Origin of the sequence: Achromobacter animicus (assembly GCF_040775605.1) — a bacterium.
Lineage (GTDB): Bacteria > Pseudomonadota > Gammaproteobacteria > Burkholderiales > Burkholderiaceae_B > Achromobacter > Achromobacter animicus.
Window position 1 is genome coordinate 2,695,254 of sequence record NZ_JAYGJK010000001.1, and the last position, 12,979, is coordinate 2,708,232.

Annotated in this window: 14 protein-coding genes and 1 pseudogene; 2 read left to right on the plus strand and 13 right to left on the minus strand. The window is 67.9% G+C overall.

The window, feature by feature from the left end; genetic code table 11:
* Positions 1-10: 10 nt before the first annotated feature.
* Positions 11-730: a cytochrome b/b6 domain-containing protein gene (locus tag AB3147_RS12165; protein WP_367352025.1), complete on the minus strand. Its 720-nt coding sequence runs from the start codon at positions 728-730 to the stop codon at positions 11-13.
* A 142-nt stretch (positions 731-872) separates the two neighbouring features.
* Between AB3147_RS12165 and AB3147_RS12170 the strand changes: the two genes are divergently transcribed.
* Together AB3147_RS12170 and AB3147_RS12175 are read left to right on the plus strand one after the other, a co-directional pair.
* Positions 873-1,592, plus strand: coding sequence for a response regulator transcription factor (locus AB3147_RS12170; protein WP_367352026.1), 720 nt, complete (start codon positions 873-875; stop codon positions 1,590-1,592).
* Positions 1,589-3,067 carry a sensor histidine kinase gene (locus AB3147_RS12175; RefSeq protein ID WP_367352027.1) on the plus strand — a complete coding sequence of 493 codons (1,479 nt, stop codon included), beginning with the start codon at positions 1,589-1,591 and terminating at the stop codon, positions 3,065-3,067. The genes AB3147_RS12170 and AB3147_RS12175 overlap by 4 nt, the downstream gene beginning before the upstream one ends.
* A gap of 6 nt (positions 3,068-3,073) precedes the next feature.
* Here AB3147_RS12175 and AB3147_RS12180 read toward each other — a convergent pair whose 3' ends face one another.
* The 12 genes and pseudogenes from AB3147_RS12180 to AB3147_RS12235 form a co-directional block, all read right to left on the minus strand.
* Positions 3,074-4,693: a PEP-utilizing enzyme gene (locus AB3147_RS12180; RefSeq protein ID WP_367353534.1), complete on the minus strand. Its 1,620-nt coding sequence runs from the start codon at positions 4,691-4,693 to the stop codon at positions 3,074-3,076.
* Positions 4,694-4,774: 81 nt separating this feature from the next.
* Positions 4,775-5,647, minus strand: a pseudogene (locus AB3147_RS12185) (PEP/pyruvate-binding domain-containing protein); the annotation flags it as partial.
* On the minus strand, positions 5,644-6,291 hold the full coding sequence (locus AB3147_RS12190) for a TetR/AcrR family transcriptional regulator (RefSeq protein ID WP_367352028.1): 648 nt from the start codon (positions 6,289-6,291) through the stop codon (positions 5,644-5,646). The pseudogene AB3147_RS12185 and the gene AB3147_RS12190, both read right to left, overlap by 4 nt.
* Before the next feature lie 106 nt (positions 6,292-6,397).
* Positions 6,398-7,696 carry an RNA polymerase sigma factor gene (locus AB3147_RS12195; RefSeq protein WP_367352029.1) on the minus strand — a complete coding sequence of 433 codons (1,299 nt, stop codon included), beginning with the start codon at positions 7,694-7,696 and terminating at the stop codon, positions 6,398-6,400.
* Positions 7,693-8,100: a VOC family protein gene (locus tag AB3147_RS12200; protein WP_175121831.1), complete on the minus strand. Its 408-nt coding sequence runs from the start codon at positions 8,098-8,100 to the stop codon at positions 7,693-7,695. The genes AB3147_RS12195 and AB3147_RS12200 overlap by 4 nt, the downstream gene beginning before the upstream one ends.
* A gap of 41 nt (positions 8,101-8,141) precedes the next feature.
* Positions 8,142-8,555 (minus strand): YciI family protein, encoded by a 414-nt coding sequence (locus AB3147_RS12205; RefSeq protein WP_367352030.1) that lies wholly within the window; start codon positions 8,553-8,555, stop codon positions 8,142-8,144.
* A 441-nt stretch (positions 8,556-8,996) separates the two neighbouring features.
* Positions 8,997-9,350 (minus strand): YciI family protein, encoded by a 354-nt coding sequence (locus AB3147_RS12210; RefSeq protein ID WP_367352031.1) that lies wholly within the window; start codon positions 9,348-9,350, stop codon positions 8,997-8,999.
* 94 nt (positions 9,351-9,444) lie between these two features.
* Positions 9,445-9,636: a helix-turn-helix transcriptional regulator gene (locus AB3147_RS12215; RefSeq protein WP_175121827.1), complete on the minus strand. Its 192-nt coding sequence runs from the start codon at positions 9,634-9,636 to the stop codon at positions 9,445-9,447.
* Positions 9,633-10,019, minus strand: coding sequence for a hypothetical protein (locus AB3147_RS12220; RefSeq protein ID WP_175136724.1), 387 nt, complete (start codon positions 10,017-10,019; stop codon positions 9,633-9,635). Before AB3147_RS12220 ends, AB3147_RS12215 begins: the two co-directional genes overlap by 4 nt.
* A gap of 146 nt (positions 10,020-10,165) precedes the next feature.
* Positions 10,166-11,254 (minus strand): flagellar motor protein MotB, encoded by a 1,089-nt coding sequence (locus AB3147_RS12225; protein WP_367352032.1) that lies wholly within the window; start codon positions 11,252-11,254, stop codon positions 10,166-10,168.
* Complete coding sequence (locus AB3147_RS12230) at positions 11,251-12,189, minus strand: motility protein A (protein WP_367352033.1); 939 nt, start codon at positions 12,187-12,189, stop codon at positions 11,251-11,253. The genes AB3147_RS12225 and AB3147_RS12230 overlap by 4 nt, the downstream gene beginning before the upstream one ends.
* A 180-nt stretch (positions 12,190-12,369) precedes the next feature.
* Positions 12,370-12,945: a GNAT family N-acetyltransferase gene (locus AB3147_RS12235; RefSeq protein WP_367352034.1), complete on the minus strand. Its 576-nt coding sequence runs from the start codon at positions 12,943-12,945 to the stop codon at positions 12,370-12,372.
* Positions 12,946-12,979 lie beyond the last annotated feature (34 nt).

Sequence of the window (12,979 nt, forward strand, 5' to 3'; positions counted from 1 at the left end):
GGCGGGTTCCTTATTTGCCGCGGATCATGGTGAGCAGGCTGCGGGGCACCAGGGCGACCATCGCCAAGTGCACGGCGACGAAGCCGGCCAGCAGGGCCATCGCGAAGAAATGCACGCGCCGTGCGGCTTCATAGCCGCCCATCAGGTCGCGCAGCAGGTCGAATTGCACGGACTTCCACAGCACGAGTCCGGACAGGATCAGCACGGCGATGTCGGCCATCACGAAGAGGTAGGCCAGGCGCTGGACTTGGTTGTAGCGGCGCGGGTCGGCGTGCGAGAGCCTGCCGCGCAGCGCGGCCAGCAGGTCGCGGACCACGCCGCCGGGGCTGACCGGCAGGAACTTGCGCCACAGGCGGCCGGTGGCGACGTTCAGCGCCAGGTAGAGCAGGCTATTGGCAAATAGCAGCCACATGCCGGCAAAGTGCCATTGCAGCGCGCCGCCCAGCCACCCGCCCAGCGTGATGCCGTTGGGAAAGGTGAAATCAAAGAATGGCGCGGCGTTGTAGATGCGCCAGCCGCTCATGACCATGACGACGACGGCCAGCGCGTTCAACCAATGCGTCACGCGCAGCCAGCGGGGGTGGATGACGGGAGAAATAGCCGGAGGCGCCGGCTGGCTGGTCCGTTTTTTCCCGTCGGACTCGGCGGCGGTGGACGGTGGCGCGGCCGGCGACAGCGCGGACACCGGCGGGGCAAGCGGCGTATTGTTGAGGGCGGGTCGGGCCAGCATGGCGGTCTCCGGTGGGCTGTCGATGGAGGCATTCTTCCTCCTGGCCCATACCGAAGTCCTCACGCAAAGTTAAATTAATCGTTAACTTTGCCCCGCGCCGATTGGCGACAATAAGCGAATTGATCACGCCCCAGGTTGCCCCATGGATACGCCCCGCCGCGTACTGATAGTTGAAGACGACGCCCACATTGCGGAACTGCTGCGCCTGCATCTGCGCGACGAGGGCTACGCGGTGGAACACGCGGCCGACGGCAACGCGGGCATGCGACTGCTGGAAGAAGGCGGCTGGGACGCGCTGCTGCTGGACCTGATGCTGCCCGGCATCGACGGCCTGGAAATCTGCAAGCGGGCGCGCGCGATGGCGCGCTACATCCCCATCATCATCACCAGCGCCCGGTCCAGCGAGGTGCACCGCATCCTGGGCCTGGAACTGGGCGCGGACGACTATCTGGCCAAGCCGTTTTCGATGCTGGAACTGGTGGCGCGCGTGCGGGCGCTGCTGCGCCGCAGTGATGCCATCGAACGTAACGCCCGCCAGGACGCCGGCAGCCTGGCCGTGCATGGCGTGTCGATCGATCCGATCGCCCGCACGGTCGATGTCGACGCCCGCCGGCTGGACCTGACGCCGCGCGAGTTCGATCTGCTGCATTTCTTTGCGCGGCATCCGGACAAGGTGTTTTCGCGCATGGACCTGCTGAATCAGGTGTGGGGCTATCAGCACGAAGGCTATGAGCACACGGTCAACACCCACATCAACCGGCTGCGCACCAAGATCGAGGCCGACCCGTCCAACCCGCAGCGCATCCTGACGGTCTGGGGCCGCGGCTACAAGTTCGCGGCGGCGCCCGGGGTGCAGCCATGAAGCGATTCACGTTGACCCAGCGCCTGTCCGGCGTTTTTGCGCTGCTGCTGTTGGCGTGCTGCGGCGCGTCCGCGTGGCTGCAGATCGCGGCCAACTCGCGCTACGAGCAGGAGGTCGTGCAGCGGCTGTCCAGCGGCCTGGCGCAGCACATCGCGGGGTCCACCGAACTGATGGATGCGGGCGGCTGGAAGCCGGATGCCGTGCGCTCGATGTTCGACATGCTGATGACGGTGAACCCGGCGGTCGAGGTCTATCTGCTGTCCAACGATGGCCGTATCGTCGGCGACGCCGCGCCGCCCGGGCAGATCAAGCGTGATCGCGTCGACCTGGCGCCGGTCAAGCGGCTGCTGGCCGGCGGCATGCTGCCCATCACGGGGGACGATCCGCGCAGCCTTGACGCGCAAAAGGTGTTCAGCGCGGCGCCGGTGCGCGTGGATGGCCGCGAACAGGGGTATGTCTACGTGGTGTTGCAGGGCCAGGCGCATGATGCGCTGGCGATGGACGTGTCGCGCACGTCGGTGCTGCGCACGACGCTGTGGTCGATTGCGCTGGTGGCCTTGCTGGGGCTGGTGGCGGGGCTGGCGGCGTTTGCGCTCATCACGCGGCCGTTGCGGTCGCTGACGCGAGCGGTGCGCGCCTTTGACGGCGACGACGGCCAGGCGCTGGCCGCGCTGGAACAGCCGGCGGACCAATCGGCGCGCAACGGCGACGAGATCGCGGTGCTGCGGCGCACGTTTGCGCAGATGGGCCGGCGGATCTCGGATCAGTGGCGCGAGCTGACGCGGCAGGACCAGCAGCGCCGCGATCTGGTCGCCAATATTTCGCACGACCTGCGCACGCCGCTGACGTCGCTGCATGGCTATCTGGAAACGCTGCGTTTAAAGGATGAGGCGCTTGATCCCGCCGAACGCCGCCGCTATCTGGACATCGCGCTGGCGCAAAGCCGCAAGGTCGGCCGGCTGGCGCAGGAACTCTTCGAACTGGCGCGGCTGGAGTCTGGCCTGGTGCGCCTGGAACCCGAGACGTTTTCGCTGCCGGAACTGGTGCAGGACGTGATGCAGAAGTTCGAGCTGGCGGCCGAGGCGCGTCAGCAGCATCTGACCACGGACATTGCGCAGGCGCTGCCGCCGGTGCGCGCGGACCTGGGGCTGATCGAACGCGTGCTGACGAACCTGCTGGATAACGCGATCCGGCATAGCCCGCCGGGCGGACAGATTGCATTGCAGCTTGGCCTGTCGCGCAACCGGGTGCAGGTGCAGGTCAGCGATTCGGGGACGGGCATTCCGCAGGCGTTGCGCGCCGGGCTGTTCACGCGGGCGTCGGCGCTGAACCGCGGGCCGGGCGAGGCCGGCGGACTGGGACTGGTCATCGTGCAGCGGATTCTGCAGCTGCACCAGAGCGAAATCCGGCTGGTGGACGCAGCAGGGGGCGGGGCGGTGTTTCAGTTCGAACTGGCGACGGCGACGCAAGGGTAGGCGGGTTCAGTCCGGGGCCTCCTCCCGCAGCCGGGTGACTACGCCTTTCACGGCATCGACTTCCAGCATGTCGCCGGTGGCGACCCCTTGCAGAACCCCGTGGACGCTGACGACGGCCGGCACGCCGAATTCGCGCGCCACGATGGCGGCGTGCGACAGATATCCGCCGACTTCCATCACGACAGCGCCCGCGCGCAGGAAAAGGGGCGTCCACGCGGGGTCGGAAGACGCCGCGACCAGAATGCCGCCGGCGGGCATGGACAGGCCTTCGTCCGGCGTGCGCGCCACGAACGCGCGGCCACGTGCGCGTCCGCCCGCCACCGGGGTGCCGCGCCACGAATCTCGCGATGTGGCCGCTCCGGACGCGGGTTGCGGCTGGGACGGCGGCGTGGTCCGGCTTGCGAATTCGGTGATGACGTCGAGGTCAGGCAGCGCGGTCCAGGCCTGCAATTGCGCGCGCCGGGCCGCGGCGCGCCGTCCCAGCGCCGCGGCGTCTATCCGGCCGTCCGCCAGCGCGAAGAGCTCGGCCGCGTTCAGATGGAACACATCGTCGGCATCCGCCAGTCCGTCCGGGCCAGCGTTGCGCCGTCCCAATTCCAGCGCGTGCTTGCGGGCCGCGGCCAGATACGCCACGAGCACGCTGCGCGCGGCCTCGCGCTGGTTGCCTTCCAGGCGGGATGCCGCGAGCAGCTTGGCGGCGAGCAGGCGCTGCCAGAACGGCAACGCGCGGCGCACGCGTTGCCATGCCTGCCGCGCGGCGTCGTCCTGACGGGCGCGCAGGGCGGCGGGATCTGCGCCGATCAGGTTCAGGATGCTGTCCAGCAGATAACCGGGCGCTTCGCGCCAGCGCGGATTGCGCAGATAGGTCTCGTAGACGGCACGGTGGCCGTAGCGATGCAGGAAGTTGGCAAAGGCGTTCCTGAACGGACTGTCTTTGGGCAGTGCCGTTCCCCACGCGGCATCGTCGCGGTTGGGCCCGCGCAGCCACGCGAGCGCTTCGGCGTCCTGCTCGGCCAATTGCGCCAGCGCCATGAGCGCATAACCCTGCTGCGCCGTGACGCTGGGATCGCCGCCCGCCATCAGCGCGGCGGTCAGCGCGTGGCCTTCGCCGGGCACGGCTTTTTCCACCATGTCGAGCAGCTTGGACAGCGCACCGCCGCCTGAACCCTGCAAGAAGAACAATTGGTCCGCGGCCAGGACGGTCTGGAACTGTTCGCGCAACTGCGCGCCCAGCGCGGCGTCGGAGGCGGGCAGCGGCGCATCCAGCCAATCCTGGGCCCGGGCCAGAAGCCCGGGCAGGTCGGTGGCGGCCTGGCGGCGCAGCGGCGCGGCCCGGCGCAGATAGCGCACGATGCGCAGGCCGTGCCGCAGCCGCTGCATGGCGGTGACCGGCGGCACACGGATCTCGGGCTGCGGGCCGCCCAGCAACGCGTTCATGTCGCGCGGACTGACGCCCAGCGCGTCATGGCCGACCCATTGGATGACCGAGGCATTCAGATAGGCGCGCCCCTGGAACAGTGCGGCGAGGGGCACGCCGGGGAGCGTGCGGTAACCGCTCAACTCGAAGCCGCAGGTCAGCATCCGCTGGGCCATGACGCGGCCCGCGTCCCATTCCAGGGCTGACATGGCTTGCGGCAGGACCTCGCGGGTATTGCCGCGCGACCAGTAATCCGGCTGGTCTTGCAGCGCGGGATAGGTGTGGCGCGCCGACGCGGTCACCGGGCGCGCCTGCACGATCCAGAACCGGTCGCCGTCCCAGGCCCATTCAAGGTCGTACGCCGCGCCGCTGTAGTCCAATGCGCGGGCGGCGTCGCGGGCAATGTCGCCCAGCGTCTCAGCCTGCGCGTCGGTCAGCACGGCTTGCGCGGCGCGGGCGGCGGGCGTGTCGGTCAACTGTGTGCCTGCGCCGGTGGCGGCGGGCTGCGTGGCGTGACGTTTCGCGCCGATGCGTCGCGAAACGACCGGCCAGGCTTGGCGCAGATAGTCTTCGCGCAGGCGGTAGTCATCGCCGTCCGCCTCGCCGTTCACGAGCGATTCGCCCAGGCCCTAGTTGGCGTGGATGATCATCTCGTCGTGGCGGCCCGTGGCGGGGTCGATGGTGAAGGCGATGCCCGACGCCTGTGCTTCGATCATCGGCATGACGACGACCGCCATGCCGCCCGCGCCGTCGATCGGCAGGCCAAGGCGCTGCCGGTAAGCCTGCGCCTGCGGCGTCCATAGCGAATCCCAGATACGTCCAAGCGCCTGCTCGGCGGCATCGGGTCCGCGCACGTTAATGCAGGACAAATGGATGCCGGCGAACGACGCGCCGGCGGAATCCTCTTGCGGCGCCGACGAGCGCAACGCAAGGGGACGGTCCAGCCAGCCGCGTTCATGCAACGCCTGGCGCAGCGCTTGCGTGATGGCCGGCGGCAGGTCCTGGCCGGGCCGGTGCCCGGCGCTGGCCTGCGCCGCCAGCACGAAGCCGTCGGGCACCGGCACGCCAAATTGCGCCATGCGGCCCAACTGCCAGCCCTTGCCGCCCGCCGCTTGCGGACCGGCCTGCGCCGCGGCCGGCCAGTCTAGCACCAGGGCGGTCATGCCGCGCTCCCGGCAATACCGCGCAGGAACAGGGTGATGGCGGCGTCGAATTCCTGCTGAAGCGACGCGCCGGGCTGGTCCAGCCAGCGCAGCAGGGCGCCCAGGTAAAGGAACTGAAGATGATGGGCGAGCAGTTCGGCGTCCATGTCGGACCGGGCCTGGTTGGCGGCCTGGGCGTTCTGGATCAGTGCGGCAAACACGCGGTGCAGGCCGCTACGCGAATGGCGCTCGTCGTTCTGCGTGCCCGCCTGCATGGTGGCGAAGCGGTAACGCAGATAAGGGCCAAGGTAAGCGCGGTGCGATTCGGCCCAATCCGCCGATGCGTGCAGCAGCCGCGTCAGCCGTTCGGCAAAGGTGGGCAGGGCTTGAAGCGCGGGCCATAGCGTCGTCAGCGACCCGGCCAGCTCGCCGTGGAAGCGTTGCGCCAGCAGCGCCTCCTTGACGGGAAAGTGGTTGTAGAGCGTGCCCTTGGACACGTCGGCCTGCGCGGCAATCTGCTCCATCGTGACGGCGTCGTAACCGAGGGCTTCGAACAGGTGCCAGGCGGTCTGTGTCAGATGGTCCACCGTCTGCTGGCGCTTGCGTTCGCGGCGGCCGATGTCGGTGGGGTCCGCGCCGGGCAGGAGGAGATGGGAGTCGGGCATGATCAAACCAAAATAATTAAACGACGTTAAAAATTATACGTCGTCTAATAATTCGGTGTTTTGAAACGGCGCCAGGCGGTCGGGCCCGAGGCAGCGTCCGGCTCCCTCAATCGCCGCTGACGTCGCCCGTTTCCCCGGACATTTCCCGCGCGCGCGCCAGCAGCAGCTCGCGTTCGCGGGCGTTGCGGGTCATGCCGGCCGCGCGTTCGAATTCTGCGCGGGCTTCGGCCTTGCGGCCCAGCCTGGCCAGCAGGTCGGCGCGCACGCTGGGCAGCCAGTGATAGTTCGCCAGCGAGGGCTCCGACGCCAACTGGTCAGCCAGATCCAGGCCGGCCTGCGGGCCGAAGGCCATGCCGATCGCGACGGCGCGGTTCAGCGCGACCACGGGTGACGGCGCCGCCTGGGCGAGCGCATCGTACAGCGTCACGATCCGCATCCAGTCGGTTTCCCCGGGCGTACGGGCCCGCGCGTGACAGGCAGCCAAGCCGGCCTGCAGCGCATACGGCCCACGCGCGCCGCCCAGCGCATCGGCCCGGTCCAGCGCCGCCAGCCCGCGCCGGATCAGCAGCGGATCCCAGCGGCGGCGGTCCTGTTCCATCAGCAGCACCGGCCGGCCCTCGGCATCGGTGCGCGCATGCAGGCGCGACGCCTGCAGTTCCATCAGGGCGACCAGACCATGCACCTCAGGCTCCGACGGCGTCAATTCCGCCAGAATGCGGCCCAGGCGCAGCGCTTCGTCGCACAGGCCTGGCCGCATCCAGTCATCGCCCGAGGTCGCGGAATAGCCTTCGTTGAAGATCAGATAGATGACTTCCAGCACCGAGGCCAGACGCGGCGCGCGGTCGGCGGCCGAGGGCACCTCGAAGGGCACATTGGCGGCGGACAGCGTGCGTTTGGCGCGCACGATGCGCTGCGCGATGGTCGATTCCGATGCCAGGAACGCGCGCGCGATCTCGGCCGTCGTCAGCCCGCCCAAGAGGCGCAGCGTCAGCGCCACGCGGGCCTCGGTGGACAACAGCGGATGGCAGGCGGTGAAGACCAGCCGCAGCAGATCGTCGCCGATGTCGTCCTGGCGCGCCGCATCCAGCGCGTCGACGAAGTCGGGCTCCACGTCGGCCTGCAAGGCTTCCAGCTCGTGGCCGATCTGCTCGTGCTTGCGGGTGTGCAGCGCATCCAGCCGCAGCCGGTCGCGCGCACGGTTCTTGGCGGTGGTCATGAGCCATGCTCCGGGATTGTCCGGCACGCCCGTCTGGGGCCAGCGCTCCAGCGCCGCAACCAGCGCATCCTGGGCCAGCTCTTCGGCCAGCCCCACGTCGCGCACCAGACGCGCCACCCCCGCGATGACGCTGGCGGCCTCGATCCGCCAGACCGCCTCGATGGCGCGATGCGTGGCCGCCTGCGTCATGCGCCGGTCGCTTCGCCGGGAACCATGTAGGCGAACTCCCAGATGTGCCCATCCAGGTCCTCGAACCCGTGCGCGTACATGAAGCCGTGGTCCTGCGGCGCGCGCGGCGCCGTGCCGCCTGCGGCGACGGCCCGCGCCACCAGGTCGTCGATCTCGGCTCGGCTTTCGCAGGACAGGCAGACCAGCACTTCCGTGGTCTGCGTGGCGTCCGCCACCGGCTTGCCGGTAAAGCTCTGGAAGAAATCCTTCACCAGCAGCATCACGTAAAGGTTGTCGCCGACGACCATGCAGGCGCCCTGGTCGTTGGTGAAGTCGGGATTGAAGCTGTAGCCCAGTTTCTTGAAGAATGCCTGGGACTTCTGCATGTCGTTGATGGGCAGGTTGACGAAGATCTGCTTGTGCATGGCGTGTCTCGCTTGATGGTTCAGGGTGGGACGCAGGGGGATCAGACGTTCGGCGTCGGCATCTGGCGGAAGCGCTCGACTTCCTTGCTGGGCTCGAAGTCGTCCAGCTCGAATACCTGGCGCACCTCGATCTCGCAGTCCTGGCCGGGGAAGGGCGTCGGAAAGCGCATCGCCCATTGCATTGCTTCTTCCCGGGAGCGCACCTGGATCATCGTGTAGCCGGCGATCAGTTCCTTGGTTTCGGCAAACGGACCGTCAAGCAGCTTGCGTTCGCCGCTGCCGTCGTACTGCACGCGCCAACCTTTGGAGGTCGGGTGCAGGCCATTGGCGTCCAGCAACACGCCGGCCTTGACCAGGGCTTCGTGATAGGTCGCCATCGAGGCAAGCAGGCTGTCGTCCGGCATCTTGCCGGCTTCGCTGTCGGGCGTGGCCCGGACGATGATCATGAATCGCATCTGAGGTCTCCAGGGGAGGGATAGCAAGGCCGAAAGGGGCGCTTGTACAGGTACGACGAACGGCGCGGCAGTGGATCGACAACAACAAAGCGTGCCTAGGGAAAATACTGAGTCAGCCGGGGTGTCTGGGGCGCCTAGCACCCGGTTACGAAGGTCCAGGCCTTGTTGCAGGCGTGTCCCATACACTCGCAGCGTCCTTAACCACCCTGAAGCAACACCATGAAAGTTCTGTGCAGTCTTGCCCTCATCGTCTCCGTCTTGTCCGGCTGTGCCGTGTACACGCCGCAAGGCTCCGTGGTCGTCGATCCGCATGACGGCGGCGGCCGGGGCGGCTTCTGTCCGCCTGGACAGGCCAAAAAGGGCAATTGCTGATGTGGCGGCGGCCGGCCGGGAAAGCAGGGCCGGTCTGGCCCCGCGCATTTGCGCAGGCCGTCACTCGCCCTACATGAAGCAGGGCCCCAACTCCCGGACTTCAACCGTGGCCCACTGCGCGGCGGGGCATTCGGCGGCCAGCGCCAACGCTTCTTCGCGCGACTCGCAGGTCAGAAGGAAGAATCCGCCGATCATTTCCTTGGCTTCGGCGTAGGGGCCGTCCATCAGTTGGCGTTCCCCGTCGCGCATGCGCAGGCGCACGCTTTCGGCATCGGACTTGAGGGATTCGGCGCGCGTCAGCAGGCCGCGCGACTGCAGGGATTCGGCGTAGCGCACCATCTGCGCATAGGCCTCGCGGCCTTCCTCGGGCGTGCGCTGGGCGCGCTGGCCCACCGGTTCAACGATCAGCAGCATGTAGGGCATGGGGACTCCCGCTTGGGGACTGCGGTCGCCGCGAACGGCGGGTCCGCTAGGTTAACGCCGATCCCCGCGTCGGCGCCATGCCGGAAATTGCGCCTTAGCCTTCCTGAAAGATCGATTCGATGGATGTTTCAAACACGCGGGCGATGGCGAAGGCGAGCGGCAGGCTCGGATCGTATCGGCCGGTCTCGATGGCGTTGACGGTCTGACGCGAGACGTCCAGCCGTTCGGCCAGCGCGGCCTGGCTCCAGCCGCGCTCGGCACGCAGTTCGCGGATGCAGTTTTTCATCGATGGCGCAACGTGTCGACGATGGTGGTGAACGCCCAGACGCCGCCCATCAGCGGCCAGACCACGAACATGCTCAGTTTGGGAAAGCCGGCGATTTCCAGAAAGCCATACGTGAACGTGACGCCGGCGGTGACGGCGGCGGCAATGGCCAGGTGTTCCAGCGTGGTCTTGCGGATGAATTCGTCGGACTGGCGCACGGCGCGCACCACGGCCCGCAGCGCCAGTAGAAATGCCAGCATGGGCGTGAGCAGCACGACGGTGCGCAGGGCGCCGGGCTGCATGTCGAGGCTGAGCCACAGCGCGCCGGCCAGAAGCACGGCATACAGCGCCATCGAGAAGCCCAGTTCCTTGAAATAGCGGCGCTTGGCCTGGAGTTGATTCATGGGAATGCCCTTGTTGATGTAAAGCGTGCTTGACATTCTGGCGGCCGTACGGCGGTATGTCAAGCGTCCTTTACATCGCGAAAGTGCGGCAAGCGGGCAATAAAAAACCGGCTTGCGCCGGTTTTTTCAAGGGAAGGAATCGCGGATCAGGATTGCGCCGGGGTGGCGGGCGCGGGCGCCGTCATGGCGTTCGCAGGCGCTTTGGCGTCCGGTGTGGCCGCCTTCGCCGTGGACGGGGTCGCCGCCGGCTTGGACGGTGTGCCCGCGGGGGCGGCCGCTTGCGGCGCGGTGGGCGGTTTGCCAGCGGCGGGCGCCTGCGGGGCGGCGGCGGTCTTGGCCTGCGGCGGCGTAATGTCCATGATGAGCTCGACGCGGCGGTTTGCCGCGCGGCCGGCTGCCGTGTCGTTGGACTCGATCGGGCGCGTTTCCGCGTAGCCCACCGCGCGCAGCCGCTGCGGCGTCACGCCATCGCGCACCAGCTCACGCAACACGCTGGTGGCGCGGCTGCTGGACAACTCCCAGTTCGACGCGAACTGCTTGGTCAGGATCGGCACGGGATCGCTGTGGCCTTCGACCGAGACCTGGTAGTCGTTCTTGTTGAGGATGCCGGCCAGGCGCTTGATCACGTCCAGGCCCGCGGTGCTGAGCGTGGCTTGGCCGGAAGCGAACAGCAGTTCGTTGCTGATGCGAAAGCTGACCGACTGCTCGTTGACGATCACGTCCACCGAATTGCCCAGGTCCGCCAGGCCCAGCGATTCCTTGGACGGGGCGGTCAGCGGCGGGGCGGCGTCAGCCACGACAACTTCGTCTTCGGCCAGCGCGGGCGCGGCCGCGGCGAGGGCCGGCCCGGGCGTGGGCTGCGCTGACCAGCTTGCCGGGATCTGCACGGTTTCGAATTCCGAATACTCGCCGTCGTACTTGGGCAGGCCGCTGGCGCCCAGCGTACCGACCAGCTCGACGGGCTGGCCGGATTTACCGGAGCCGCCGCCGTACATGGCGACGGCCAGCATGACGACCAGCATCGCGAGCAGCAGCGTGATGAGGTCCAGATAGCTCAGCAGCCAATTCTCGGAATCCTGCTCGACGGCGTCTTCGACGTGCCAGCGCGCATAGCGGTCCTGGCGGTCGCTGTCGCTAGGGCGCCAGGCGCTCGCCGCCGACGCCTTCTGCGCGCGCAGTTGCGCCTGGCGGGCCTGCTCGATCCGCTGCGCAAGGGAAGGGGAAATCAGGCTCATTGACGCGCGGAAGCGGGGCGGGCGATGGAGACGGAGGCGGCTGCGGTGGCGCGGGCGGGCGAGCCGGCGGCCGGCGCTCCGGCGGTCGGCGCTCCGGCGGCCGGCGCAGTTGCGCCGGGCTTGACCTGGCCTTCCGTCTTGGTCTTGGGCTTGGCGTCGGCGCCGCCGTCGTAGATTTCGTCTTCGACGTGCATGACGAAGGAATTCAAGGTCTCGCGCACCATGGCCGGACCGCGCTTCTCGCACATCATCGAGATGCCTTGCAGCACCATGTTCATCGATTCCACGCGACGCGCCGTACGGCGTTCCAGCTTCAGCGCGATCGGCTTGCAGATCAGGTTGGCGAGCAGGATGCCGTAGAACGTGGTCATCAGGCCGATGGCCAGCTGCTGGCCGATGGTCTGCATGCTGCCATCGCCCAGGACGGCCATCAGGTTGATCAGGCCAACCAGCGTGCCCAGCATCCCGAAGGCGGGCGCAAAGGTGGCCATGACGCGGAACATCTGGGCCTCGGCTTGCTCACGGGCGCGCAGGCGGGCGACGCGCCACTTCAGCAGTTCGATGATCTGGTCTTCAGGCGTGTTGTCGATGATGAGCTGCACGCCCGTGCGCAGGAACGGGTTCGAGACCTTCTTGAGCTCGTGTTCGACCTTGTGGACGTCGGCGTTCATCCAGAGCTGCGCCATCGACACCAGTTCCTCGATGTCGCGCTGCTGGTCGTGCTGGTCGTTGCGGAACACCGTGCGCACCAGTTTGAACACGCGCACCACTTCCTGCAGCGGGTACGCAATGAACAGCGCGGCGCAGGTGCCGCCCAGCACGATCGCCAGGCCCGGCAGGTTGAAGTACAGGCTGGTGTCGTTGGCGGACAGTGCCACCACGATGATCAGGGTGAGCAGGCCGACAACGGCGCCGATGACGGTAGACGGATTCATGGATCTTGCCCGAAAACATGGCATCCCACGCGCGGAATGCCGGATTGTCGGGAATTCTAGCCAGCGCAAGCGCCGGTCAATTGGCCGGAAAGCGGGGCGAAATAGGCGGTAAGCGCCGGCTTAATCGGGCAGTCAGGCGGGCGGCGCGCCGCCGATTCGCGGGCGCAAATCGGGGACGGCCTAGGCTTGCCGCGGGGCGTCCTGCTGCGCCAACCATTCCTCGCGCGTGATCTCCCAAATCTCGGCGGGATGCCGTCCGCTGACGAAGCCGCGTTCTTCGGTGCCCACCAGCCGCATGCCGCTGCTTTCCGAAATCCGCCTCGAGGCCGTGTTGGCGATGGCCTTGGGCGCGCGCAGCACCGGTTTGCCCAGCACGTTGAACCAGTACGCCGTGACGGCCGCGCTGGCTTCGGTCATGTAACCCCGCCCTTGATGCGCCGGATCCAGCCAGAAGCCGCGGTTGTTGCCGGGCTCGTCGTCCATCAGGCTGACGACGCCGATCAGCTGGTCAGGTTGCGTGCGCGTGCGGACCGACCAATGCCATTGCGTTCCGCGGCGCATGGCGGGCAGGGCGGCGTGTTGCAGGAATTGGCGCGCGCCATCGTCGGGATACGGCCAAGGCACCTTGTCGGCCAGAAAGCGCACGACCTCCCATTGGGCAAACGTGCGCTGGATGGCGTCGGCGTCGTCCAGGGACAGGGGGCGCAGCATCAGTCGGTCGGTGACGAGTTCGGGCGGCGGCTGGGTGTCGGTCATGGCGGCTCGGGGCGGATGAAGGGGGAGGCCAAGC